The sequence below is a fragment of the Antrihabitans cavernicola genome (assembly GCF_008297975.1).
GTDB classification, from domain to species: Bacteria; Actinomycetota; Actinomycetes; order Mycobacteriales; family Mycobacteriaceae; genus Antrihabitans; species Antrihabitans cavernicola.
In genome coordinates, this window is the sequence record NZ_VLNY01000006.1 from 112,702 (window position 1) to 136,331 (window position 23,630).

Annotated in this window: 24 protein-coding genes and 1 pseudogene; 8 read left to right on the top strand and 17 right to left on the bottom strand. The window is 63.9% G+C overall.

The window, feature by feature from the left end:
• Position 1: 1 nt before the first annotated feature.
• Positions 2-2,503, bottom strand: coding sequence for an ABC transporter permease (locus tag FOY51_RS14485; protein WP_149430955.1), 2,502 nt, complete (start codon positions 2,501-2,503; stop codon positions 2-4).
• Positions 2,500-3,227: pseudogene (locus tag FOY51_RS14490) on the bottom strand (ABC transporter ATP-binding protein). Before FOY51_RS14490 ends, FOY51_RS14485 begins: the two are co-directional and overlap by 4 nt.
• A gap of 139 nt (positions 3,228-3,366) precedes the next feature.
• Here FOY51_RS14490 and hypF point away from each other — a divergent pair.
• The 7 genes from hypF to FOY51_RS14525 are packed head-to-tail and all read left to right on the top strand — an operon-like array spanning position 3,367 to position 10,457.
• Complete coding sequence (gene hypF, locus FOY51_RS14495) at positions 3,367-5,730, top strand: carbamoyltransferase HypF (protein ID WP_149430956.1); 2,364 nt, start codon at positions 3,367-3,369, stop codon at positions 5,728-5,730.
• On the top strand, positions 5,727-6,491 hold the full coding sequence (locus FOY51_RS14500) for a phosphoheptose isomerase family protein (RefSeq protein ID WP_149430957.1): 765 nt from the start codon (positions 5,727-5,729) through the stop codon (positions 6,489-6,491). The genes hypF and FOY51_RS14500 overlap by 4 nt, the downstream gene beginning before the upstream one ends.
• Positions 6,491-7,171 (top strand): D-sedoheptulose-7-phosphate isomerase, encoded by a 681-nt coding sequence (locus FOY51_RS14505; RefSeq protein ID WP_149430958.1) that lies wholly within the window; start codon positions 6,491-6,493, stop codon positions 7,169-7,171. Before FOY51_RS14500 ends, FOY51_RS14505 begins: the two co-directional genes overlap by 1 nt.
• The gene (gene hypE, locus FOY51_RS14510) at positions 7,168-8,253 is read left to right on the top strand and encodes a hydrogenase expression/formation protein HypE (RefSeq protein WP_149430959.1); all 1,086 of its coding nucleotides are present in this window, start codon (positions 7,168-7,170) and stop codon (positions 8,251-8,253) included. The genes FOY51_RS14505 and hypE overlap by 4 nt, the downstream gene beginning before the upstream one ends.
• Positions 8,254-8,280: 27 nt before the next feature.
• On the top strand, positions 8,281-8,553 hold the full coding sequence (locus FOY51_RS14515) for a HypC/HybG/HupF family hydrogenase formation chaperone (RefSeq protein WP_149430960.1): 273 nt from the start codon (positions 8,281-8,283) through the stop codon (positions 8,551-8,553).
• Between the two features lie 10 nt (positions 8,554-8,563).
• Positions 8,564-9,727, top strand: a complete 1,164-nt coding sequence (gene hypD, locus FOY51_RS14520) for a hydrogenase formation protein HypD (protein ID WP_149430961.1) — start codon at positions 8,564-8,566, stop codon at positions 9,725-9,727.
• The gene (locus FOY51_RS14525; RefSeq protein ID WP_149430962.1) at positions 9,708-10,457 is read left to right on the top strand and encodes a DUF6390 family protein; all 750 of its coding nucleotides are present in this window, start codon (positions 9,708-9,710) and stop codon (positions 10,455-10,457) included. The genes hypD and FOY51_RS14525 overlap by 20 nt, the downstream gene beginning before the upstream one ends.
• On the opposite strand, the gene FOY51_RS14530 is transcribed toward FOY51_RS14525, so the two are convergent.
• The 14 genes from FOY51_RS14530 to FOY51_RS14590 form a co-directional block, all read right to left on the bottom strand.
• Positions 10,438-11,235 carry a pentapeptide repeat-containing protein gene (locus FOY51_RS14530; RefSeq protein ID WP_149430963.1) on the bottom strand — a complete coding sequence of 266 codons (798 nt, stop codon included), beginning with the start codon at positions 11,233-11,235 and terminating at the stop codon, positions 10,438-10,440. The two genes, FOY51_RS14525 and FOY51_RS14530, sit on opposite strands and share 20 nt — an antisense overlap.
• 13 nt (positions 11,236-11,248) lie before the next feature.
• Positions 11,249-11,959 (bottom strand): CPBP family glutamic-type intramembrane protease, encoded by a 711-nt coding sequence (locus FOY51_RS14535; protein ID WP_149430964.1) that lies wholly within the window; start codon positions 11,957-11,959, stop codon positions 11,249-11,251.
• Complete coding sequence (locus FOY51_RS14540) at positions 11,959-13,104, bottom strand: NAD-dependent epimerase/dehydratase family protein (RefSeq protein WP_149430965.1); 1,146 nt, start codon at positions 13,102-13,104, stop codon at positions 11,959-11,961. The genes FOY51_RS14535 and FOY51_RS14540 overlap by 1 nt, the downstream gene beginning before the upstream one ends.
• A 20-nt stretch (positions 13,105-13,124) precedes the next feature.
• Entirely contained in the window at positions 13,125-13,370 is a 246-nt protein-coding gene (locus FOY51_RS14545) for a HypC/HybG/HupF family hydrogenase formation chaperone (protein WP_149430966.1), read from the bottom strand.
• A 3-nt stretch (positions 13,371-13,373) separates the two neighbouring features.
• Positions 13,374-13,859, bottom strand: a complete 486-nt coding sequence (locus FOY51_RS14550) for a hydrogenase maturation protease (RefSeq protein WP_149430967.1) — start codon at positions 13,857-13,859, stop codon at positions 13,374-13,376.
• A gap of 8 nt (positions 13,860-13,867) precedes the next feature.
• The gene (locus tag FOY51_RS28135; RefSeq protein WP_371830449.1) at positions 13,868-13,987 is read right to left on the bottom strand and encodes a DUF6893 family small protein; all 120 of its coding nucleotides are present in this window, start codon (positions 13,985-13,987) and stop codon (positions 13,868-13,870) included.
• Positions 13,984-15,312, bottom strand: coding sequence for a hypothetical protein (locus FOY51_RS14555; RefSeq protein ID WP_149430968.1), 1,329 nt, complete (start codon positions 15,310-15,312; stop codon positions 13,984-13,986). Before FOY51_RS14555 ends, FOY51_RS28135 begins: the two co-directional genes overlap by 4 nt.
• Positions 15,309-15,956 (bottom strand): DUF6084 family protein, encoded by a 648-nt coding sequence (locus FOY51_RS14560; protein WP_149430969.1) that lies wholly within the window; start codon positions 15,954-15,956, stop codon positions 15,309-15,311. Before FOY51_RS14560 ends, FOY51_RS14555 begins: the two co-directional genes overlap by 4 nt.
• A complete protein-coding gene (locus FOY51_RS14565) occupies positions 15,953-16,588 on the bottom strand; it encodes a DUF5947 family protein (protein ID WP_149430970.1) in 636 nt (211 codons plus the stop codon). Before FOY51_RS14565 ends, FOY51_RS14560 begins: the two co-directional genes overlap by 4 nt.
• On the bottom strand, positions 16,585-17,508 hold the full coding sequence (locus tag FOY51_RS14570) for a NifU-related iron-sulfur-binding protein (protein ID WP_149430971.1): 924 nt from the start codon (positions 17,506-17,508) through the stop codon (positions 16,585-16,587). Before FOY51_RS14570 ends, FOY51_RS14565 begins: the two co-directional genes overlap by 4 nt.
• 3 nt (positions 17,509-17,511) lie before the next feature.
• Positions 17,512-19,305: a nickel-dependent hydrogenase large subunit gene (locus FOY51_RS14575; protein ID WP_149430972.1), complete on the bottom strand. Its 1,794-nt coding sequence runs from the start codon at positions 19,303-19,305 to the stop codon at positions 17,512-17,514.
• A gap of 49 nt (positions 19,306-19,354) precedes the next feature.
• Positions 19,355-20,410, bottom strand: coding sequence for an NADH-quinone oxidoreductase subunit B family protein (locus FOY51_RS14580; RefSeq protein ID WP_149430973.1), 1,056 nt, complete (start codon positions 20,408-20,410; stop codon positions 19,355-19,357).
• Positions 20,411-20,537: 127 nt separating this feature from the next.
• Positions 20,538-21,299, bottom strand: a complete 762-nt coding sequence (gene hypB / locus FOY51_RS14585; protein WP_149430974.1) for a hydrogenase nickel incorporation protein HypB — start codon at positions 21,297-21,299, stop codon at positions 20,538-20,540.
• A 2-nt stretch (positions 21,300-21,301) separates the two neighbouring features.
• On the bottom strand, positions 21,302-21,631 hold the full coding sequence (locus FOY51_RS14590; RefSeq protein ID WP_149430975.1) for a hydrogenase maturation nickel metallochaperone HypA/HybF: 330 nt from the start codon (positions 21,629-21,631) through the stop codon (positions 21,302-21,304).
• 178 nt (positions 21,632-21,809) lie between these two features.
• On the opposite strand from FOY51_RS14590, the gene nicT reads away from it, so the two are divergent.
• Entirely contained in the window at positions 21,810-22,865 is a 1,056-nt protein-coding gene (gene nicT, locus FOY51_RS14595) for a Nickel transporter NicT (RefSeq protein WP_214633107.1), read from the top strand.
• Here nicT and FOY51_RS14600 read toward each other — a convergent pair whose 3' ends face one another.
• Positions 22,866-23,321 carry an SRPBCC family protein gene (locus FOY51_RS14600; RefSeq protein ID WP_149430976.1) on the bottom strand — a complete coding sequence of 152 codons (456 nt, stop codon included), beginning with the start codon at positions 23,319-23,321 and terminating at the stop codon, positions 22,866-22,868. It lies immediately after the preceding gene.
• Between the last annotated feature and the right edge of the window lie 309 nt (positions 23,322-23,630).

Consider the following 23,630-nt stretch of genomic DNA (forward strand, 5'->3'; position numbering starts at 1 on the left):
GTCATTCCGCCGCAACCGCATCGATGATGTTCAGGCGTGCGGCACGCAGCGCAGGTGGAATCGAGCCGAGCAGGCTGAGCAACAGAGCCGCGCCCGCGTAGACGAACATCGAAGGCACCAGGTGATATTCGACGTGTATGGTTGCGACGGAGCTGGTGACGACGGTGTCGAGCCAGTGTCCGAAGGCGCCCATCACGAGGCCGAGCAGGCCACCGACAATGCCGATCGCAGCCGCCTCGGCAAGGACCATCTGCAGCGCGAACTTGCCGCTGGATCCCATCGCTCGCAGCACCCCGATCTCGCGACGTCGCTCCAGCACGGACAGCATCAGGGTGTTCAGCAAGGCGATCGCAGCAACCAACGCGACAACCCACTGCAGTGAGCTGAGCAGTGCGCTGCCCTGCACGAGGCTTTGGTTCAGGCCTGCCTTGGCAGCCGCCCCGCTGTAGGTGAAGTTGGCAGGCGTAGCGATCTTCTGCACCGCTGTGGTGGTGGCGGCGTGATCGGAACCCGCCGTGTAATGCAGCTCCACGTAGTTGGCGCCGGGACGCCCGTACCACTTCTGTACCGAGCTCAACGGAAGTGCGGCAGCTCCGGTCAACGCCGAGAAGTAGTCGACGGTAGCGAGCACCTTCACGTGCTGAATCCCCTGCGGTGTCGGAAGATTCATTGTGTCGTCGGCTCGCAGGTTCAGCGCACGAGCCACGTCTCGCGACAGCACGATGCCGTCGCCCGCAAGTAGGCTCTTTCGAAGTTCACCCCGCACGTTCGTCGATATCCCTGCGTTGGAATCCCGGCTCATGCCCTGCATCAGGAACCGAGTGTCGCCGACGGTTGCGTAGGTGGTTTGGCCTGGAACGACGCTGGCGACGCCCGGCAATGCCGCGATGTCGGGTGCGATGTTCGGCGCCAGCAACGGTCCGGTGGGAATGGCGTCGACCGCCGTGGTGCAGACATAGAGGTCTGGTGTTCCCACGTCGGCGAAGCTGGCCGACGCCGACGCGATCATGTTGGCATTCGATCCGATCACCGAAGTCGACAGTGCCACTGCGACTGCCACGGTCACCACCGTTGCCCACACCCGTCGCGGCGCGCGTTCGACGGTCGCCGAGCCGATCCGCCCAGCTGCGCCCAGCAACCGTGCGACGACTGCGGTCGCGCGAACGATGACGGTCGTGCCCGCGACGCAGAGCCCGATCATCCCGATGAACAGGATCGCCACGGCGACGAGCGCAATCCGCCCCTGCACCACGTACGCCATCACGATGGCCGCCGCCAATACCGCTGCCGACACCACTCCGATGAAGACATAGAGCGGCCCGCCGACCGTATCGGTCGACGACGCGCCGACCGGTGCCAATGCTTCGATCGGCGCTACCCGATACACCTGTCGCGCAGCCAATGTCGATGCTCCGATGCTGGCCGCGACGCATGCGACGATCGCCAACGGAATCGCGTACGACGGCAGCACGTAGTGAATGCGTGCATCCACCGATTGCACCAGAAACGGTGGGAGCCTGCCGATTGACCAGCGGCCCATCAGGATTCCCAGGGGCGCACCGATGGCGGCACCTACCAGACCGAGCGCGGCGGCCTCCAACACCAGGTCGCGTGCGATCACGGATCGTCTGGCGCCGAGTGCGCGCAACATCGAGATGGTCGGACGGCGCTGGGTGACGGCCATGTTCATCGCATTGAAGACCAGAAACGCGGATACCACCAGCGCGACAGCCGAGCCCATCAAGACCGAATATTTGATCAAGGCAACGGAATTGCCCGCCTGCGCCGTTCGGAAGTCGGGCTTCGCGACGATCGCGCGGCCTGCAACGACGTCGGCGACCGCTGCGCGAACCTGCCCGACGTCGGCGCCCGGTGCCGTGACGATCAATACGGAATCGATCCGATGCAAGCGGGACGCCAGTTTCTGCGCAAGGGGGAGTGGCGCAATCACGAACTGCCCGTCGTTGATTCGTCGGGCATCGGCACTCGACAGCACTGCGGCGACGGTCGCGGTCCCGGATCCCACGGTGACCGACGCGCCTGTCGGTGTTCCCATGCCAGGGCCGACGGCAACACCGTTGGGGACGCTCAGCAATGCCGAACCCGATGCGAGCGACGACTCCACGGTCTTCTGCAGATCGCTGTCCAACTTGGCGATACTTGCGTCGACGCCGATCAGCATCGTCCGCGTAGCACCCGCTACCAGCGTCGTCCGCAGCATCGGAACGGCGGCCTGCACCCCGGGCACACCCGCGACCTCGCCCTGCAATGACTGATCGAATCCGCTGTCGGTGATTCCTGCGACCTCGAGATCGGCGTTGCCCGCGATGCCGGTCGCCAGCTGATCGACCGAACCTGTCAGCGAACCATAGAGGCCGATCACGGCGACCAGCAGCGCCGCCGAGACCGTCACGACGGCGACGGATGCCACCGATCGTCGCCAGTGGCTGAGGAATTCGCGCAGGGTGAAGAGTCGTAGCCGGCCGAGAGTGGCCGAACTCATGGCCTGCTGCCTGCCTGCGTTGCTTCGTCGGCGGTGACCCGGCCGTCGCGCAGCGTGACCACGCGGTCGGTGTTGCGCGCGGCATCCTCGTTGTGCGTCACCATCACGACCAGCCGATCCGCATCGTCCTCGTGGGCGATGCTGCCCAGCAGATCGAGAATTGTGGCACCGGAGGCGGAGTCGAGGTTGCCGGTCGGCTCGTCGGCGAGGATGAGAGGCGGGTTCATGACAAGTGCGCGGGCTATCGCCACCCGTTGCATCTGACCACCCGACAACTCGGACGGCGGATGCTCGGCGCGGTCGGCGAGGCCGACCATGTCGAGCAATCGCAGCGCGTCGGGCTTCGCCTGCTCAGTTTGACGCCGTCGAGCAGCTTGGGGACGGCCACGTTCTCCCACGCCGACATGGTCGGCAACAGATTGAAGAACTGGAAGATGAAGCCGACGCGATGCCTGCGAAACTCCGACTGCTGATCGTCGCCGAGGCGTGCGATCTCTTGGCCGTCGAACGTGATGGAGCCGGAATCAGGCGAGTCGAGTGCCCCGAGTAGATGCAACAACGTGCTCTTACCTGCGCCGGAGGGGCCGACGATGGACACGAACTGGCCGCAGTCGAGGAACAGATCGACGCCGTCGAGTGCTCGCACCGCCTGCCCGCCGACCTGATACATCCGAACGACCTCGGTCAGGGCGATCCGTAACCGAGGTCGAGCTTGCTGTGTCATCTGGCCCCCTCCACACGCTTTGTACGAGGTTAACCTGCGGCTCGTGCGAAGCCCGGTCCAAACCATCGCTAATCAGTTGCCCGGCGCGTAGCGTCGGATAGGACGCACCTGTAGTCCCAAAGGAGGTGCGAGTTGCCCGATGGGCGCTGACGGTGGCCCCGCTCTCACGACTGATGCAGCACGAATTCACCAGCCGTCGGACACCGTTGTGACATCGATCGACAGCACGCGGCGCGACCGAATCATCGTTCGCGGGATCGTTCAGGGCGTCGGATTCCGGCCCTTCGTCGCTCGCCTCGCGTCCGAGCTCGACCTCAGCGGATTCTGCGGTAACGACGACTCCAGCGTCTTCATCGAAGTCGAGGGTCGGCAGGCGGACCTCGACCTGTTCGCCCAACGCGTCCGATCCGACGCGCCTTCCATGTCGGTGATCGTCGACCTCACCGCCGAACCAATGCCTGCCCAGGGCACCAACGACTTTCGCATCGTCGAGAGCGTCCACGTCGACGGTGCCCGGACCTTGATCTCGCCTGATGTGGCGACATGCGCCGATTGTTTGCGCGAGTTCGGCGATCCGAGCGATCGCCGCTATCTGCATCCATTCGTCAACTGCACCAACTGCGGCCCGCGATTCACCGTGATCACCGAACTGCCGTACGACCGTCCTTTCACCACGATGGCCGACTTCCCGATGTGCGCGCAGTGTAGAGCCGAGTACCGCGACCCCGCCGATCGTCGCTTTCATGCCCAGCCCATCTCCTGCCACGACTGCGGACCGCGAATCTTCCTGGAGCAAGACGGAATCCGCATCGATGCCGATGTGGTTCGGCATGCCCAACGCGTGCTGCGCGAGGGTCTGATTCTGGCGGTCAAGGGCATCGGCGGTTTCCATCTGGTCTGTGATGCCACCAATCCAGACGCCGTCGATCGCCTGCGGGAACGTAAGCACCGACCGGACAAGCCGCTGGCGGTGATGGCGGTCGATGTGGCCGCGGCGCGGACGATCGCGACCATCAGCGACCGCGAGGCCGAATTGCTTCGGCATCCGGCCCGGCCGATCGTTCTGCTGACAAAGAAGCAACGGTGCGACCTTGCCATCGGGATCGCGCCCGGGATCGGTGAACTGGGTGTGCTGCTGCCGTACACGCCGCTGCACCAGCTGTTGTTCCGCGGCGATACGCCTCGGTTGCTCGTCATGACATCCGGCAACCTCAGCGGCGAGCCGCTGTGTTTCGACAACGACGACGCTCGCGTCCGCCTTGCGTCGATCGCGGACGCATTCCTGATGCACGATCGGACCATCGCAGTCCCCTGCGAGGATTCGGTGCTGGCGGTGGAGGCGGGCACCGACATGCCGATCCGGCGTTCCCGCGGGTTCGCGCCGCTCCCGGTGGCGCTGCACCGGCGCGGCCCGGTGGTTCTTGCCGTCGGCGCGGAGGTGAAGAACACCTTCTGTCTCGTTCGGGAGGACTTCGCGTTCTGCTCGTCGCACCTCGGCGACATGGGAACCCTGGAGAGTCAGCGAGCATTCGAGCGGTCGGTGGAGCAGCTCACCACCCTGCACCGGGTGCTACCCGAGCTGGTGGTGGCCGACGATCATCCCGGTTACTCGACCCGGCAGTGGGCGCAGCGCTATTGCGATGTCAACGACGTGCCGTTGCGTACCGCCCAACACCACCACGCGCACGTGGCATCGCTGCTCGCGGAACACGATCGGCTGGACACGAGGGTGCTTGGAATCGCCTTCGACGGAACAGGTTACGGCTGTGACTCGAGCATCTGGGGTGGTGAACTGCTCACGGTGGGTCCGGACATTCTGCAGGTGGAACGAGCAGCGCACCTGCGATCCTTCTGGCTGCCCGGCGGCGATGCCGCTGTGCGCAATCCGGCTCGCGTCGCGATGGCGTTGCTGCACGAGGCCGGCGTCGCGGATATCGACGGCTTGCCCTGCACGGATGCACTGAGCGACGACGAACGCGTGCTGCTGGCGTCGCAGTCGAGCACCGGGGTGGGTTGCGTTCGCACCACCAGCATGGGCCGATTGTTCGACGGCGTCGCGTCGTTGCTGGGCGTTCGGCATCGGGTGACATACGAAGCGCAAGCCGCGATAGAACTGGAAACACTGGCCGCTTCGGCAAGTTCAGCGACCGAGCTCGCCTTCGGCGACGGTCTCGATTTCGCGCCATTGTTGCGGGGGCTGGTCGACGGTGTGCGCAGCGGCGAATCGCGCGCCGCGCTTGCTCTCGGATTCCACCTAGCCCTTGCCAACGCGACTGCAGAACTGGCCAGCCGGGTCGTGACCGGAACCGACACCATTGGACTCACCGGCGGGGTGTTCCAGAACCGGCTGCTGGTGCGACTGCTGCGAGCCGAACTGCAGGCCAAAGGATTCGACGTCCTCACCCACCGCCTGGTGCCCGCCAACGACGGCGGACTGTCCTTGGGGCAAGCGGTGCTCGGTCGTGCGATCGCGCGGCGGGATGGGATAGGAGCGACCTCGTGACCGTGACATCCGAAGCGCCGCTGATCGATCGTGACCTCGCCGACGACCTCGCGGCTGCCGCACTCGCGTTGGCTCGACGATTTCACGCGGGCGCAACGCTTTGGGTGATCTCGCCGCAATGGGAACCGCACGCGCATCACGTCGCCGTCGAATTCGTCCATCCGGTGATCATGGGGAAGCGGGCGTTGCCGTCGGTCGCGCTGGTGGAGCCCGATCCCGTTGCGCAGTGCCGAGTTTCGACCCGGCCGGGCGATGTGATCATCGCCGTGGCGTCGGCGGATCAACCGCAGGTCAACGACGCCATGCGGCGTGCGCCTGCGTGGGGTGCCGACACCATCTGGATAGGGTCCGGACCACGACCGGAGCCGGGCAGCGTCAACCACACACTGTGGGTCCCGTCCGACGATCCCATGGTTCCCGCCACCGGACGCTTCGTGCTGATGTATCACCTGCTATGGGAACTGACGCATGTCTGTTTCGAGCATCCGGGCTTGCTGACGATGCCAGCGAGTGAGTGCACCGACGAAGTGTGCGTCACCTGCAGCGACGAGGGTCGCCTCGCCGAGGTGATCGTGCCGCCTGCAACCGAACTCGACGAGGCGTTGGTGCGCACCGATGCGGGCGAAGAGTACATCGACGTCACGGCTATCGGCCCGGTACAGGTCGACGATCTGGTGCTGATTCACGGCGGCGCGGCCATCGCTCTGCTGGACGATCCGTCCCACGACGACGATCCCTCCCACAACACAGCGGGGGCCTGATGGCAGATCACGAGGACACCAATTTCCTGTACCCGTTCATCGACGCCGAGGAGACCGACGCCGGCGCTCTGTTGCTCGATCTGTCCGAATCAGCGCGCGGTAAAGCATCGGAAAGCGCACGCCTGCAGCGAGCTTCGATGGACGAATGGGGTGACAAGGTCGCGGCGGCCGGTGCCGAGATGGCGCAACGGTTCGCCCGCGGTGGTCGCCTGTACACGTTCGGCAACGGCGGCAGTTCCACGGACGCAGCAACGTTGGCGTCGCTGTTCAGCAGGCCGCCGATCGGTCGGCCCCTCGCGGCGTGGTCGTTGGCCGCCGACACCTCGGTGGTCACAGCACTGGGCAACGACGTCGGCTTCGACCTGATCTTCTCCCGACAGATCATCGCTCACTCGAAGCCGGTGGACATCGCGATCGCGTTGTCGACGTCGGGCAATTCGGACGATCTGATGACCGCGTTCGCCGAAGCGAAGAAGCGTGGATTGCTGACCATCGGGTTAGCGGGCCATGACGGTGGTCGCATGTCGACGAGTGCAGATCTGGACTACTGCTTCACCATTCGGTCGCAGAGCATCCATCGGATCCAGGAAAGTCACGCGCTGGTCGGGTACCGCCTGTGGTCCGTCGTACAAGGCCACATGGAACGCGCAACATCGGCAAGGACAGGACGGCACGTATGAGTACCGCTGCGGAGCGCGAAGATCGGGTGCTGGATCGCATCGGCGAATTCCGCAAACGACGCCCACGGTTGCTCGACACCGTGGTGACCTTGGCGCACGGGGCGGGGGGCAAATCCTCTGCCGCGCTGGTGGACGGCGTCTTCTTGGAGGCGTTTCGCAATCCCGAGTTGGAGCAGTTGGGTGACGCCGCCGTGTTGCCGCTGCCGTCGGGGGAGCGGCTGGCGTTCTCCACAGACTCGTATGTCGTTGCGCCGATGCGGTTTCCAGGCGGCTCGATCGGCAACCTCGCCGTGCACGGAACCGTTAACGACCTCGCGGTATCCGGTGCGCGGCCGCAATGGCTTTCCGCGGCGTTCGTCATCGAGGAAGGTTTGGAGATCGGTCTCCTGCAGCAGATCGTCGCCGACATGCGTGAGTCCGCGCTCAACGCAGGCGTCCAGATCGTCACCGGCGATACGAAAGTGGTCGGCAAGGGCGCGGCCGACGGGATGTACATCTCCACCGCAGGCGTCGGTGTGATTCCGGAGGGCAGGGCCCTGTCGGCGACGAAAGTGCGCCCGGGCGATCGCATTCTGGTGTCCGGGACCATCGGCGAGCACGGTATGGCCGTGATGCTCGCGCGCGGCGAGTTGGCCATCGAAGCCGACATCGACTCCGACACCGCCCCGGTCAACGGAATGGTCGAAGCACTGCTGGCGGCCGCGCCTTCCACCCGGTGGATGCGCGACGCGACTCGCGGCGGCATCGGAACCGTCTGCAACGAGTTGGCCCAGAACGCAGACGTCGCAGTGATTCTCGACGAGAACCGGTTGCCGATCCTGCCGCAGGTGCTCGGTGCGTGCGACATGTTGGGCATCGATCCGATCTATGTGGCGAACGAGGGCAAGTTCATCGCCGTCGTCGCACCGGACGAGGCGGATGCGGCGCTCGCCGCATTGCGCGCGCACCCGCAGGGCACCGCCGCGGAACTGATCGGCGAGGTGATGGCGGATCCGCAGGGGATCGTCGCGCTTCGAACGTCGTTCGGCGGCAGCCGCATCGTCGACATGCTGGTCGGCGACCCGCTACCTCGAATCTGCTGAGCAAAGTTCCAAGGAAGGGAGACCGCGATGTGCTTGGGAATTCCGGGCCAGGTCACCGAAATGGTCGATGAGCAAGAACATCTCGCGAAGGTGGACGTCAACGGGATCCGGCGGATCATCAGTGTGCGTCTACTCGCGGAGGAAGGGCTGGTCGTCGGCGATTGGGTGCTGGTGCACGTCGGATTCGCGATGTCGAAGATCGACGAACGCGAAGCGCAGCTGACGCTCGACCAGGTTCAGAAGATGGGTGCCGATTACGTGAACGAGATCGACGCCTTCAATTCATCACAGATTGCATGAGGGTGACCAGATGAGGTTCGTCGACGAATATCGAGATCCGGCCGCGGCACGGGCGCTGGTCAAGTCCATCACCGACCTAGCGGGCGACGACGAGTTCAAATACATGGAGGTGTGTGGCGGTCATACGCACACCATCTACCGCCACGGTATCGAGCACCTGCTGCCGAGCAACGTCGAATTGGTCCACGGCCCAGGCTGTCCCGTCTGCGTGATTCCGATGGGCCGGGTGGACGATGCAATGTCGTTGGCAGAACATCCGGCCGTCATCTTCACGACGTTCGGCGACATGATGCGCGTTCCCGGGTCGCACGGAAACCTGATCGAGGCAAAGGCTCGAGGCGCCGACGTGCGATTCGTGTACTCGCCGTTGGATGCGCTGAAGATTGCCGTCGACAATCCGAGCAAGGAGGTGGTGTTCTTCGCCGTCGGCTTCGAGACCACCGCGCCCTCGACGGCTGTGACACTCGTGCGCGCAAAGCAATTGGACGTCAAGAACTTCACGGTGTTCTGCAACCACGTCACCATCGTGCCGCCGATCAAGGCGATCCTGGAGTCGCCCGATCTGCGACTGACCGGGTTCCTCGGGCCCGGGCATGTGTCGACTGTCGTCGGAACCCGGCCCTATCGTTTCGTGCCCGAGGTGTACGGCAAGCCGATGGTGGTTGCGGGATTCGAGCCGCTCGACATCCTCGCGTCGGTGCACATGCTGCTGCAGCAACACCGAGACGGTCGGTGCGAGGTGGAGAACCAGTACACCCGGGTTGTCAAGACGGAAGGCAATCCGCAGGCGCTGAAGCTGATGGCCGAAACCTTCGAATTGCGACCACATTTCGAATGGCGTGGGCTCGGCTTCATCTCGCAGAGTGCGTTGAAGGTGCATCGAAACTATTCGGAATTCGATGCCGAGGAACGATTTTCGATGCCTGGCGTGCGCGTCGCCGATCCGAAGGCCTGCCAGTGCGGCGAGGTGCTCAAGGGCGTCATCAAACCATGGGAGTGCAAGGTGTTCGGGACTGCATGTACGCCGGAAACACCGATCGGCACCTGCATGGTGTCACCGGAAGGTGCGTGCGCGGCGTATTACAACTTCGGGCGCCTGCACCGCGAGACGGCCATGCTGGTGGGGCAGGGGGGCGGAGCGCCCCGAGGGAACAGTGTCCCTCTCGCCCGGTGAGCGGCTGTTCGCTCAGTACGTGTACGCGCCGAATGCTTTGGGCTACTGCGGACCTGACGATGCACATGCGCTCGTCACCGCCGCGTGTGGCGGGCAGGTGGATGCCGACCTGACGGCAATCGCGAAGCGGTTCAGCGGTGCCTGGCCGTATCAGCGGCTGCTGGCGAACTTCGCAGACGTGGTCGATCCCCTGGATTCGGAGATAGTCCGCGCCTACTGGACCGGCAACAGCATTACGGACGCCATCGACCGACATGCGTTCGGCACCACGCTGCTCGAGACGTTCGCCGAACAGGCCGGCGCGTATTGGCGGCACCTGACGCCGGACCTCATCGACGAGGTTGCGCCCACCCACGCCTTCCATGTGTTCGGCGTCTATCCATGGTCGCGACTCCTGTCGAGCGGTGCCCCGCAACCGCTCCAGGTACTGGACTCCTGCCGCATCAACGTCGGCACCGTCGTCGACGTTCGCGACGACAACATCGTCGTCCGCATGCGGCAACTGGAATACGACGGAACGCTGCGCTTGGGCCGCGAGCAGGATCACCCAGTGCAACATCGCGTCGACGCAGGCACTTTCGTACCGGATCTGCAGGTAGCCGATCGGGTCGCTGTGCACTGGGCCTTCGTGTGCGATCGGCTCACCAGCGAGCAGGCTGATCGGTTGGACTACTGGACGCAGTGGCAGCTGGAGCGGACCAACCGTCGACTCACGAAGGCCAGTGGCTAGGCCGTACGTGTGCCGAACCCAACCTCGTCGTAGCATCACCGCGCGCGGCATCGAGCTGCGACTGGATCAGAAACAGCGTCTGCGACAGGTCGGCGCCACGGAGATCCGCGTCGCGGGTGTCTGCGCCGGTGATGTCGGCAAAGCTCAGATCGGCACGCCGTAGATCGGTGCCGATCAGATAGGCGCCTCGCAGGTTGGCGCCGCGGAAGTTCGCACCCTGCAATGCTTTACCGATCAGGTCTGCGCCTGCGCGGTTCTTCTTCTTGCCGACGACGGTGGCACGGGTGAGCTCGCTCGCCTGCCGCAACAGGTCGTTGGCTTCACCACGGAGCGCGGCGGCGTCCAGTTCGAGTAGTTGAGGAGCGGGCAGGTCGGCCAGGGTGTCCAGCTTGTCCACTACCTGTCGTATCTCGTCGTGGATCGAGCAGGCCTGCTGCAACGACAACGCCTCGGTCAGGTAGTAGAGCAACTCGTGCAGGTGTCGCATCACGGTCAGCGTTGCGAACATCTCGCGTGCGGTGTCGTGCCCCTGCCGCCAATCGCGACCCCCGAAGGTCTCCTGCGAGACCTTCTGACCGGCACCGAAGCAGTCGTATACGGTGCAGCCACGAAAGCCCTTTTCTCGCAGCGTCGTATGAGTCCTGCAGCGGAAATCTGACGCAAGGTTGGGGCATGGTGTACCGGCAGGCTTGTCGATGGCGAAGTCCACGGACCGCGAGAAAGCCGGAGCGACACAGCACAATGCAAAGCAGTTGGCGCAGTCTGCCTTGAGATTCATGCTGCTGTCAGCTTCATGCAAACAGGGGCGGTAGGGCGAGCACCATCACCGTCGACCACGTGACATGCGTGATCACGGGTGCCATGATGCCGCCGGATGCGCGTCGCTGCAGACCCAGAACAAAGCCCAGCAGGATCGCTGCGAAGCCGAGCATCGGGTTGCCGGTGGCGAGTGTCGCGATCGTGTAGACGATGGTCGTGATCAGCACAGGGCGCTTGCGTCCGGCTGCGGCGAAGAACGCGCCACGGAAGAAGATCTCTTCGGCAACACCATTGAGCAGCGTGATGAATACGATCAGCGGCAGCGACCCGAATTTCGCGTGGTCGAGGACGCTTGCCGTGAAATCGCGAAGGGGTGGGATCTCGCGGACCATGAGTCCGCCGAGGACGAACACGGCGCCCGCCGCAAGGCCGATTGCGATGGGTGTGATGACTGGTCGGCGCAGTGCGCCTGCGAAGTTGATGCGGCCGAGATGCAGGGGGCCGGACAGAAAGCCGCCGATGATCCACACCGCCGCGACACCGATGGTCAACGGGTAGAACTTGGCCTCGCCGGGTTCGACGGACAGGGAGATGCCGAGCAACACAGCACCGATCACCAGGGTGATGCCGACGACGATCCGACGCCGCAGAAACGCGCGATCGGACTCTTGGTGATCGCGCTCCACCTTGTCGACCAATGCCGCACGCAGCGCAGCGGTGATCTCGGTTGTCCACGCAGCCATCAGGGCGTTCCTCTCAGCCGAAATGCAAGATCGAGTCCCGTCCGAAGCCCGCCGGAGATCGGCCAGGAACCGAGTATGCGACGGGCGCCGAGGCTTTCCATCGCGCCCCACACTTCTTCGGACAGTAGTGCTTCGACACGTCGTCGGATACTCAATACGTCCCCGCCCGTCCAGGGGGCATCGGTGTCGGCGAGTTGCAACGGATCCTCGAGTGCTCGTACGCCGACCGGTCGTTCGCCGATGCCGCGCAGGCAGCGCGCCATCGCGTCGTCGATGGTGGTGAATCCGCCCGGCGGGTCGGGGATCACATCTCGGATCGGCTTGTCCCCCATGGTCATGGTGTTGTTCAGGGACGTGATCAGGCTCGACGTGAGGCCGACCGATGCGGGCATCAGGCTGCCGATGATGAACCCGGCGAGCGCGGTCGGCACGGTGGGCGCCGGAACGCCCAGCCTGCGCATCCCTGCGGCGTGTATGTAGCTGAACAGCACGTCGCGATAGGCAACCGCCTCGTCGCCGCCGACGTCGTACCGACCGGGCGCAACGTGCTGGGCGGCGAGCAGGTAGTACAGCAGATCGTCGACGGCGATCGGTTGCACCGGCTTGTTCATCCACGACGGCAACGGCAGTGCGGGGAGGCGATCGGCGACATAGCGGACCAGCTCGAACGACGTGGAACCCGCGCCGAGGACGATCGCGGATCGTAGCCACACCGTGTCGAGGCCGTCGCAGGTGAGGGCCTCACCCACTTCGGCTCGACTCGCGAGGTGTGGCGACAGGTCGTCGTCGTCCGGCACGAAACCCCCGAGATAGACGACGCGCCCGACGCCCGCCGCTGCGGCCGCTTCGGCGAACGCGGCTGCCGAACGCTGATCTCGCTCGCGATAGTTCGCTTCGCCGATCGCGTGGACCAGGTAGTACGCGACATCGATGGGCCCGATCTCGGCAAAGGCCGCAACGCATGACGCGCTGTCGGTCGTGTCGAGGCGCACGGCATCGACGTCGTCGAACCAGTCGAATCGTCGCAGGTTGTCGATGTTGCGCGACGCGGTGACGACGCGGGGCGCTTCGCCGTCCGCGTCAAGCAGTGCCGCCACCAATCGAGATCCGACGTACCCGGTGGCTCCTGTTACCAGTACGTCCATTCCTCGAGGCTACGTATCTTTCAGCTCTCGCGAGGCCTACCCATCATCTCGAGACCGGCCATAGCGCGCTCGGCTCCCGCAGCATCGACCTTTTCGACGGCGAAGCCCATATGGATGACGACCCAGTCTCCTGCGGCTACGGTGACCCCCTCGGGCAGCATCCCGATGTTGACGCGGCGATTTTCGCCGACCACGTCCACCAACGCGAGTTGATCGCCGTAGCCCTCCAACATCCGCACCACCTGACCGGGTATTCCGAGACACATGGGTCAACTCTCCGTTCTCACTGGTTCCAGCAGCGCGTGCAGTGTGCGGGTGACTGCGTCGACGGCTGCCGGAACGGCTGCGGTCACCGCGGTACTCAGCCCGATGCCGTCGTCCACGGTCTCGACCTCGCAGCCGACCACGATCGTGCGCGGCATCGTCCCGCCCAGCGTGCGCACGCTCGCGAGCACGGCACCGGGATCCATGCTGTGCGCATCGAATTGGCCGCTTTTCGACGCGCCGGTATCGGCCTCGAATACGTGCACGGTGCCGGGGTTTCCTCGGTTGGGTATTGCATCGATCAGGATCAGCGTCTCGCAGCCGTCGAGCAGCTCGTAGGCGAGGTGCAGGCCGCGAATCCCGAAGTCTGCTATTCGAACTCGTTCCGGCACAGGTGTAATCGCCATCCGCCGCAGCACTTCCGGTCCGAACCCGTCGTCGCTGAGGAAGATGTTTCCGATACCCGCAACCAGAACCCGTAGATCCGACATCCGCCGGACTACATCTGCCGCATGCGCAGGTATCTCTTGATATCGGGGATCGAGCTGACACCGACCGCGAGGCCGGCGACCAGCGCGATCACCGCCGCGAAGGTGGCGACCTCTCCGATGATTCTCATGATGAACCTTCCTTTTCCGTTGTCGCTAGCGGCTGGACCTCGTCGGGAGCGAAGTAGAGGTAGCGGCCGTACCACTCGTGCAGTTCGCCTGCCGGGTCGTCGACGAGAACTACGCCGACGTGCGTGTCTCCGTCGACATCGGCATGCACCGTCGCGACCTTGGCGATCTGACCGGCGTAGAACAGGTCCTGCGCGTCGGCTCGACGGGACGGCCGCAGGCGCACCATGGTGCCCTTGGCGACAAGAACACCGTCGACTACGACACCGTCGACATCGGGTTGCACGCTGCCATCGGCTTCCTCTGTCCACCAGGGGATCTCGTCGTCGAGTTGCGGGACGATCCGGCCGAGGCCGTGCAGTTGTTCCATGGATTCCGGCGACATCGCATCGCATCGGTCGATGATCTGCGCTGCCAACGGATCTGTTGCCCGAGCTTGGGCCTTCTCTTCCTCGGTCAGCGTCATGACGCGGAGGCTGAGGATCTCGTCGATCTCCGTCGAATCGAACAATGCGCCGCCGCTCTGCTCGGCGATCTCCGGGTAGTCGTAGAGAATGATCGGTGACACCAACGCGACGTCGGTATCGCCGGGTAGACCGGCCAGGACCGGGAAACATCGATGGTGTGCACAGCCTGCCACTACGTCGACCGCGTCGTCGGGTGGCTCCAACAACGAAATGATCTGTGCGTCTTCGACGGTGACGATCTGATGCGCGCCGATCATCGAAAACCGGACGGCCGACTCCTTGGTCGGCGTCTCGCCCGACATGCCGGTGTTGTGGACCTGCAGGGACAGGCGCACGTAATCATCGATCTGTTCGGCGGCCAGCTCGACGAGGCCGTGCAACGGCCAGCGGGTTCGGATCACGCGCCCGGCAACGCCCAGCGGGTCGACATCTCGCCCGGGCTCGACTGCGATAGGAATACGTTGTCCGGCAGTCAATTCCGCCAGCGAGAACGGACCGCTGAGAATCTCGCGCTCGACGGCTTCGTCCCAGCTGACGTGGTGAATGCCGTCCATCTCGAGATCGTCGGTCGCGACGAATCCGTTTGCATCGGCACGTTCGACGCAGCGATGCTGCAACTGCAGAAATCGCAATGTGACGGTTACCGTTGCCTGTGCGCCTGGACGTAGCACGAGTTGGCTCGTCATGGCGGCCTCCTCGCCGACGCCCGTCTCCATAGCGCCGGGCGGACCCAAAACGCCGAATTGCCAACGTGATCGATTCTTGCTCGACGTCGAACGGTACGGATAGAGCAGGTAGCCCTCGTAGAGAATGGCATCGGCGACGGCGCGAACGTTGTCGCGACCGGTGGGTGCGCTCATGTCGACACCTCTCGTGCGCCGGCCAGCAGGGTGTCGACCGCATCTTCCATGCTCAGCAGGCCGCGGGTCGACTTGTACTGAGCCAGAGCCGCAATGGTGTCGTGACCGAGCCGCAGCCAGCCGCTGTTCGGGAAGTGCGTCTGGATCAGTTCCTGCCACGCCGCGACGGGCATGTCGTAGGAAGCTTGCCGATCCCACGGCACTTGCGCGACGCTGAATCCGTTCTCGCCCTTGGTGAAGACGGTTCCGCTGAACAGGAACTCCAGCGGGATCGGCGCGCCGGTCTCCGCGAGTGCATGCAAATATTTGCAGGCCGAAACCTCGAAGTCGTAGGTGCACGGCAACGGCAGATCCACCTCACGAGACCCGGAGAAGCCTTGCACCATCGTGCCCGCGTGCATCCAGAGGACGCTGCGCAACGTCGATTTCCACCGGTCGCGGGGTCCGAACAGATCGAGCAGTCCCGCCGCCTCGGCGTCGGTGTAGCGCCGTTTCTGCGGTTCTATCTTCACCTGGCACCGCAAAGCGATCGCATGCACCGTCTCGCCGCTGTTCTCGTCGATCCGCAGGCGCGCAGAGAGATTCGGTGCCGCGGCAAAGGGTTCCGGCGTCACGCCGGTCACCGTGAAGGTCAACTCGGTCATGTCGCAACTCGGCTCCGAGATCGAACGGTGTCGAAGAATCCGTCGATCTCACGCTGCGCGTCCGAGCCGCCGTCGAATCCACGCCACACCGAGCGCAGCTGTCCGACCAGTCGATAACACGCATCGATCGGTACCAGGTAGCACTCCGGATCGCCGTCACGCTCGGGGACCCGAACGAGCAGAGCCTCGACGTCGGCTACCGCCTGGGCGATCAGGGGGTTGGCCGCTGTCACGGAGTTCCACGCGGACAACGGAAGTTCCGACTCGGTCGCCCCGGCGGGGCCGGGATAGAACGCGACCGTCTTGCCGATCGTCGAGTTCTCGAAGAAGAACGCAAGGCCCACCGGTATCTCCAGCGCGTCCCACTGCCCCGGGGCCAGCTCGAAGTCGGGGAACGCCAGATAGCGTTCCGGCACCGACCGGTACCGCAACTGTGCGCCTTGATCGGTGAACAGTAGATAGCAACCCCGGCACACGCACATCAGTTGGCGCGCTTGCAGACCCACGACATGGGCGTGTTCGTCACCGATCGGTTCGGCACACATCTCGCAGCGCTCGCCGACGACAGGTGGTGGGCGATTCGCTGTCAGCCGCCGCAACACCTCCAGCGGTGAGCCGGTCTGCTGTGTCACCCGGCCACCTCGGTGACAGGAACCGCCACGGACAGCACTCCGTCCCGGATCAAAACAGGAAGCGGATCGAGATGTTCGGTGGGGTCGTCGAGGCTGCGACCTGCCCCACGAATGTCGTAGTGCGCACCACAGATGGGGCAACGCAATACCGCGTCACCGACGGCACCGCCTGCTCGTCGAGCCAGGACGGCACCGGCGAGCGACTCCGTGCACGACGGGCAACGGTCGCGGTAGGCGAACAGCTCGTCGTCGATACGGCACACCAGCATGGGCAGCGCGCCGACGGCAAACCCACCGACCTCGCCGGGCATCAGATCCGCCAACTCCGGAACCCCGATCCAGGTGCCATGCATCGGCGCCGCCGCAGGCAGTGGAGCCGAATGCACCCGCGAGAGTAGTGAATCCGCGGAGATCAGGTTCGGCGACGATGCCGGTTCGTCGGCAACCACCACGATTTCGGTGGTTTCGGGTGCGGCGGCGAGCACCGCATCCTTGACGGCAAGTTCCAGCGTCACCGACGACGACGGGCAGGTCTTGCAGCTGCCGGTCAACCGGAGGTGGACGACGCCGTCCGGCGAGATGTCGAGCAGATCCACGTCGCCACCGTGCGATCCGAGGTACGGCCGCACGCTGTCCAATGCGGTGCGGACCCGCGTCGACACGTCGTGCGGATGCAGGCCGTTGACCAACAGCAGGCTCGCGACCAGCTCATCGCTCGCCAAGGCGTCGAGCGTGCGCGGATCGACAAGTGCCACTATCCGTTCCAGCCCGGCACCGTAGAGATCCACCACTTCCCGGACCAACGCCTCGGCGCGCTCACGCGCGACGGTACCGCCCGCCGAACTGGCGTCGAGCAGGGTTTCGATGCGCTCTCCCGCCACGCGCCAGTCCGGATCCACTCGCACGTCGTCGGGAGCCATCCGTCACTCGCCTGTCACGGATTGCGTTGGTGAGTGCAGTTTTTCCAGTGTCTTGCCTTCGCCGAGGTACATGTGGACACCGCACGGCAGGCACGGGTCGAAGCTGCGGACGGTGCGCATGATGTCGATGCCCTTGAAGTGATCCCTGTCGTTCTCCTCGAAGATCGGACAACCCTGTACCGCGTCTTCGTACGGTCCCGGCGTCCCATAGCTGTCGCGCGGGTTGGCATTCCACGGTGTCGGTGGATAGGGATGGTAATTCGCGATCTTGCCGTCTCTGATCACCATGTGATGCGACAGCACGCCGCGGACCGCTTCGGTAAAGCCGCAACCGATGCCCTCGTCCGGCACCTCGAACTTCTCCCAGGTCTTGGTGCGACCCGCACGGATCTCGACGAGCGCCTTCTCGGCGAAATGCAAAGCGCACGCGGCGGCGTAGGCCTGAAAATACGTTCTCGCCCTGTTGCGTTCGATGGTGTTGGACCCATGTTCGGGCACCTTCCATTCGAACTCCACCGGCCCTTTCAACACGGTCTTCGGCAGATTGATCTTCACGCTGTGGCCGGTCGCCTGGACGTATCCGATGTCGACCAAGCCTGCCAACGCGGTCGACCACAGCCGGGCCAGTGAACCGCCGCCGGTGTCGAGAGCCAAGTGATCCGTGCCGTCGAACCAGCGCGGCGACATCACCCAGCTGTACTTGTCCTCCATGTCCCGCTTCTGCGGACGCGGATTGGTGTGCTGGTTCCACGGGTGCCTGCGGTCGACCGGGTTGCCGAGTGGATCGTTGCGGACGAACATCTCCTGATCGGTCCAGTCATCGTAATACGAACTGCCCAAAAGGATTCGAATACCCAGATTGATGTCGACCAACGACGTGGTCACCAACTTCCCGTCCACGACCACGCCCGGCGTGACGAACATCGCCCGGCCCCATTTCTCCATGTCCTTGTAGGCGAAGTTGCAGACGTCTGGATCCTGGAAGGATCCCCAACAGCCGAGCAGAGTTCGGCGCAAACCCACCTTCTCGTAGCCGGGCAGTGCCTCGTAGAAGAAGTCGAAGAGGTCGTCGTGCATGGGCACGACCTTCTTCATGAACTCCACATAGCGCATGAGGCGAGTGATGTAGTCGGTCATCAGCTGGATGGTCGCCACCGTGCCGACGCCACCCGGGTACAGGGTGGACGGGTGCACATGGCGACCTTCCATGAGGCAGAACATCTCTCGGGTGGAGCGACTGACCTGCAGCGCCTCGCGGTAGAACTCACCCGTGAACGGATTGAGCGAACGCATGATGTCGGCGATGGTCTTGTACCCGTGCTCATTTTCGTGCGGTGCGCGAGTTTTCTCCGCCTGCTGGAGTACGCCGGGATTGGTCTCCGAAACCATCTTCTCGCAGTAGTCGACGCCGACCAGATTCTCTTGAAAGATGTTGTGGTCGAACATGTATTCCGCGGCCTCGCCGAGGTTCACGATCCACTCGCCCAACGCGGGCGGCTTTACGCCGTACGCCATGTTTTGGGCATAGCAGGAACACGTGGCGTGGTTGTCACCGCAAATTCCACAGATGCGACTGGTGATGAAATGCGCGTCGCGAGGGTCCTTGCCCTTCATGAAGATCGAGTAGCCGCGGAAGATCGACGAGGTGCTGTGGCACTCGGCGACCTCCCTCTGTTTGAAGTCGATCTTGGTGTAGATACCCAGGCTGCCGACGATGCGCGTGATTGGATCCCACGCCATCTCCACCAGGCCGTCGGCCTCTGTCTTGCTGGAATGTTTGGGAGTGATCGTGGTCATCGACGTGCCTCTCGAAACTGCCATGGTGCGCGGGCGTACTCGCGCGGAGCTACCAGGTGCGGGTGGCACCTGTCGTCAGCTTTTCGCCGCGCGAACGCCAGTGCGGCTCTTTGTCCAAGGTCTTCTTGGTGATGTTGCGCAGCCTGCGGACGGCAGAGCCGTACACGCCGGACGCCGTGGTGGTCAGCTTGCCGCCGGGGGGTTCGTCCATGAACGGCATGAACTTGTCCGGGAAGCCGGGCATAGTGCAGCCGATGCAGATGCCACCGACGTTCGGGCAGCCGCCCACGCCGTTGAGCCAACCTCGCTTCGGCACGTTGCACTTGACCACCGGGCCCCAACACCCCAGTTTCACAATGCATTTCGGCGAGCCGTACTCGGTCGCGAAGTCGCCCTGCTCGTAGTACCCTGCTCGGTCGCACCCCTCGTGGACAGTGCTACCGAACAGCCATTGTGGGCGCAACGCCTCGTCGAGCGGAATCATCGGGGCCTGACCCGTCGCCATGTACAGCAGGTAGGTGAGGGTCTCCGACAGATTGTCCGGCTGGATCGGGCAACCGGGAACGCACACGATCGGTATGCCCGCCTTGGACTTCCAGTCCCAGCCCAAGTAGTCGGGAACACCCATCGCACCCGTCGGGTTGCCCGCCATGGCGTGAATTCCGCCGTAGGTTGCGCATGTTCCGACAGCGACTATCGCCGTCGCCTTCGGCGCCAATTTGTCCAACCACTCGCTGGTGGTGATCGGTTGCCCGGTATCCCGGTTGTTGCCGAACCCGCACCAGTAGCCGTCGTCGTGCAGCGCCTCGTTGGGAATCGATCCCTCGACGACCAGCACGAACGGTTCCAGTTCGCCGCGGTCGGCCTTCCAGAACCATTCGAGGAAGTCGTCGGCACCGCCCTCCGGGCCGCACTCGAAGTCGATCAACGGCCAATGCACCGCGATCTTCGGGAGGCCGGGGAGCGCGCCGAGGGCGATCTCCTCGATGCTCGGCTGCGTGGCAGCAGTCAGAGCCACCGAGTCGCCGTCGCAACTCAGGCCGGCATTGATCCACAGCACGTGAATCAGGGTGTCTTCAGCGGCTTTTGCTTCTGCAGTGAGCATCGCGCTTCAATCCGGGGCGTGGGCATGGGCCCCTGGCGTCACTGGAGTCGACCGCCGGCTTGCTTGTGTGGCGCTGATCACTATTTAGCTCCGGTAAGGCTCAGATGTCAACGCTGTATGGCGTAAATCAACTCGCCGAAAGCCACTCGTACCAGCTCGAAATTCCTTCTCCATTCGTCGCGGACATGGTGAGCATTTTCAGGCCCGGATTCACCGATCGCGCGTACTTCTCGCACAGCGCGACGTCGAAGTCGACGTAGGGGAGCAGATCGGATTTGTTCACGATCACCAGGTCGGCGGCCGCGAACATGTGCGGATACTTCAGCGGCTTGTCGGTGCCTTCGGTGACCGAGATGACCACCACTCGCGCGCGCTCGCCCAGATCGAAAAGTGCTGGGCAGACAAGATTCCCGACATTCTCGACGAACAGTAGCGACCCCGTTGCCGGGTCTAGTGCGTCCAGGGCGCCGCGCACCATCTGCGCATCGAGATGGCAACCGGTTCCGGTGTTGACCTGCACCACGCCGCAGCCGGTTGCCTTGATGCGTTCGGCGTCCAACGTGGTTTCCTGATCGCCCTCGATCACCGACACCGCCCGCGATCCGCCGATCTCCCTGATCGTCCGCTCCAGCAGCGTGGTCTTTCCGGCGCCGGGCGAACTCATCATGTTCACGGCCACAATCCCGCGGCCCTCGAGCCAACCGCGGTTGCGTTCGGCGAGCAGATCGTTCTTCGCGAGCACCTTCTGCTCGAGCGTGACCGTCTCGGTGTGTGGATGCTCGTGCGGGTGGGTGTGGTCATGCTCGTGCGGATGCGTATGTGGATGTTCGTGCGGGATGGTGATGACTGCTCCGCCGTCGTCGCCGCCACAACCACATGTTGCGCACATAGTCAGCTCACTTCCATCGACATTATCTGCAACTCTCTGCCGGCGACTATCTCCACATCCGCACTGCCGCAAGGACATAGGAGGATGAGATCCTGCAGAACGAAATCGTCTTCGCAATCCCGGCAATGCGCTCGACCCGGCGGCTGCTCGATGATCAACTCCGCACCGTCGAGGGCGGTGCCTTCGGTGATCAGCTCGAAGCAGAACTGCATGGAGTCCGGGACCACGGCGCACAGTGCGCCCACCTTCACCCGGACGCTGTGCACCCGGCGGCCTGCGGCATGTTCGCAAGCGGCCTCGACCACGCTCTGGGTTATCGACATTTCGTGCACGGCGCCTCGGTTCCCGCTGTTGTCACAGTAGAACTTTTCTCGGTAAGACGCAGCATCGGCGGGCACAACGAAAGTTCATCTGTGCACTTCATCTGCACAGATGAACAGGTATACGCTCGACGGCGTGACGAACGATGTCCGCTCGATGCGTAGTAGTCCAGCTGACATGTGGCGTGGCCTGGACGCGGCGCAGCGCCGAAGCCTCGTCGGAATGGCGCTGACCGTCGTTGCGCTCAACGTCATCGGGTGGGGCGTACTGCTGCTGTTCGTCGTACCGGGCCATTACGCGGTGCAGGGCAGCGTGTTCGGTGTCGGACTTGGCGTCACCGCCTACACGCTCGGCATGAGGCACGCATTCGACGCCGATCACATCGCCGCAATCGACAACACCACCCGCAAACTTGTCGCCGACGGCAAAAAGCCTATGTCCGTGGGGTTTTGGTTCTCACTCGGGCATTCCAGCATCGTGTTCGTCCTTGTCGCACTGCTCGCAATGGGCGTCCGACGGCTTGCGTCCGACCTCCAGGACGATCAGTCCGATCTGCAGAAGTGGACGGGGCTCTTCGGCACAACGGTGTCCGGCACGTTCCTGCTACTGATCGGCTTGCTCAACCTGATCTCACTCGTCGGCATCTATCGCGTTTTCGGGGAGATGAAGCAGGGGCACTACGACGAGGAGCGGCTCGAAGCGGAGCTGGCGAACCGGGGTGTGCTGAACAAAGTGCTTGCGCCGGTGATGAAGACGGTCCGCAAGTCGTGGCACATGTACCCGGTGGGGTTGCTGTTCGGATTGGGCTTCGACACCGTGACCGAGGTGGGTCTGCTGGTGATAGCCGGTGGTGCGGCGGCCACCGGGCTGCCTTGGTACTCGATTCTCGTTCTGCCCGTGCTGTTCTGTGCGGGCATGTCGCTGTTCGACTCGCTCGACGGGTCGTTCATGAACTTCGCCTACGGCTGGGCCTTCGCGCAGCCGATCCGCAAGATCTACTACAACCTGGTGGTCACCGGATTGTCGGTCGCCGTCGCGTTGTTGATCGGTGCGCAGGAGATCATCTCGATCGTGACCGACAAACTCGACATCACGACCGGACTGCTCGGCGTGATCGGTGGTCTCGATCTTGCGGCCGTCGGGTTCATCATCGTCGGACTGTTCGTCGTCACGTGGGCGATTGCCGTCGCAGTATGGAAGCTCGGACGCGTCGAAGAGCGCTGGCAGGAGCGCCTCAGCGGCTGATCAGCCCTGCTCGACGGCGCCCTTGATCTTCTTCAGTCCCTGGTGCATGCCTGCCACCAAGTTGTGCTCGAAGTTGGGCGTACCGCCGAGCAGCTTGTCGATCGCAAAGGTGATGGGCTTCGGGATGCCGCCGGCCGATTCGACGCGCCGTTCCGTCACCGTGGTTCCGATCGCGGACGGGGTCAACTCGTACGACCAGGTGGTGCGGTTCTCGTTCATACGAAACGCGATCGCCTTGTCCTGCTCCACCCGCACCACGGTGGAGGTGGTCGGCCAGACCTTCCAGCCGTCCTTGTTGAGGTTGATCGTCAGCGCGCCTTCGCGCAACTGGCCGAGCAGCTGCATGCGGCGGCACTGCGGACTCCATTCGGGCATCCGACTCAGATCCGACACAACGGCCCACACCTTGTCCGGGGTTGCGGCGATGTCGATGCTGGCTTCGAGTGGTGCGCTCACTGAAATCTCCTGCCGATGCTCATGCTGTTACGCGCCGTAACCTACACGGCTCGTTTGATGTGTGTTAAGTCACGAGTTGATCGCAATTGGTCGGTTGTCCGACTCGACCTCGTACAGTTCACGCCTGAGCTACTTATGAGCTAACCTTTCGATCACGACGGGATTCGCAGTTCGGATGGGTTTCCCTCGGGTGGGTGACTCCGGTTCAGTCGGTGTCGGCTACGTACATGCGTCGACGTTTGGAATTCACATTCGTCCCGCGTGCCTCACACGTAACAGGTAATGCAAGGGGGAGAATCACCGATGAAC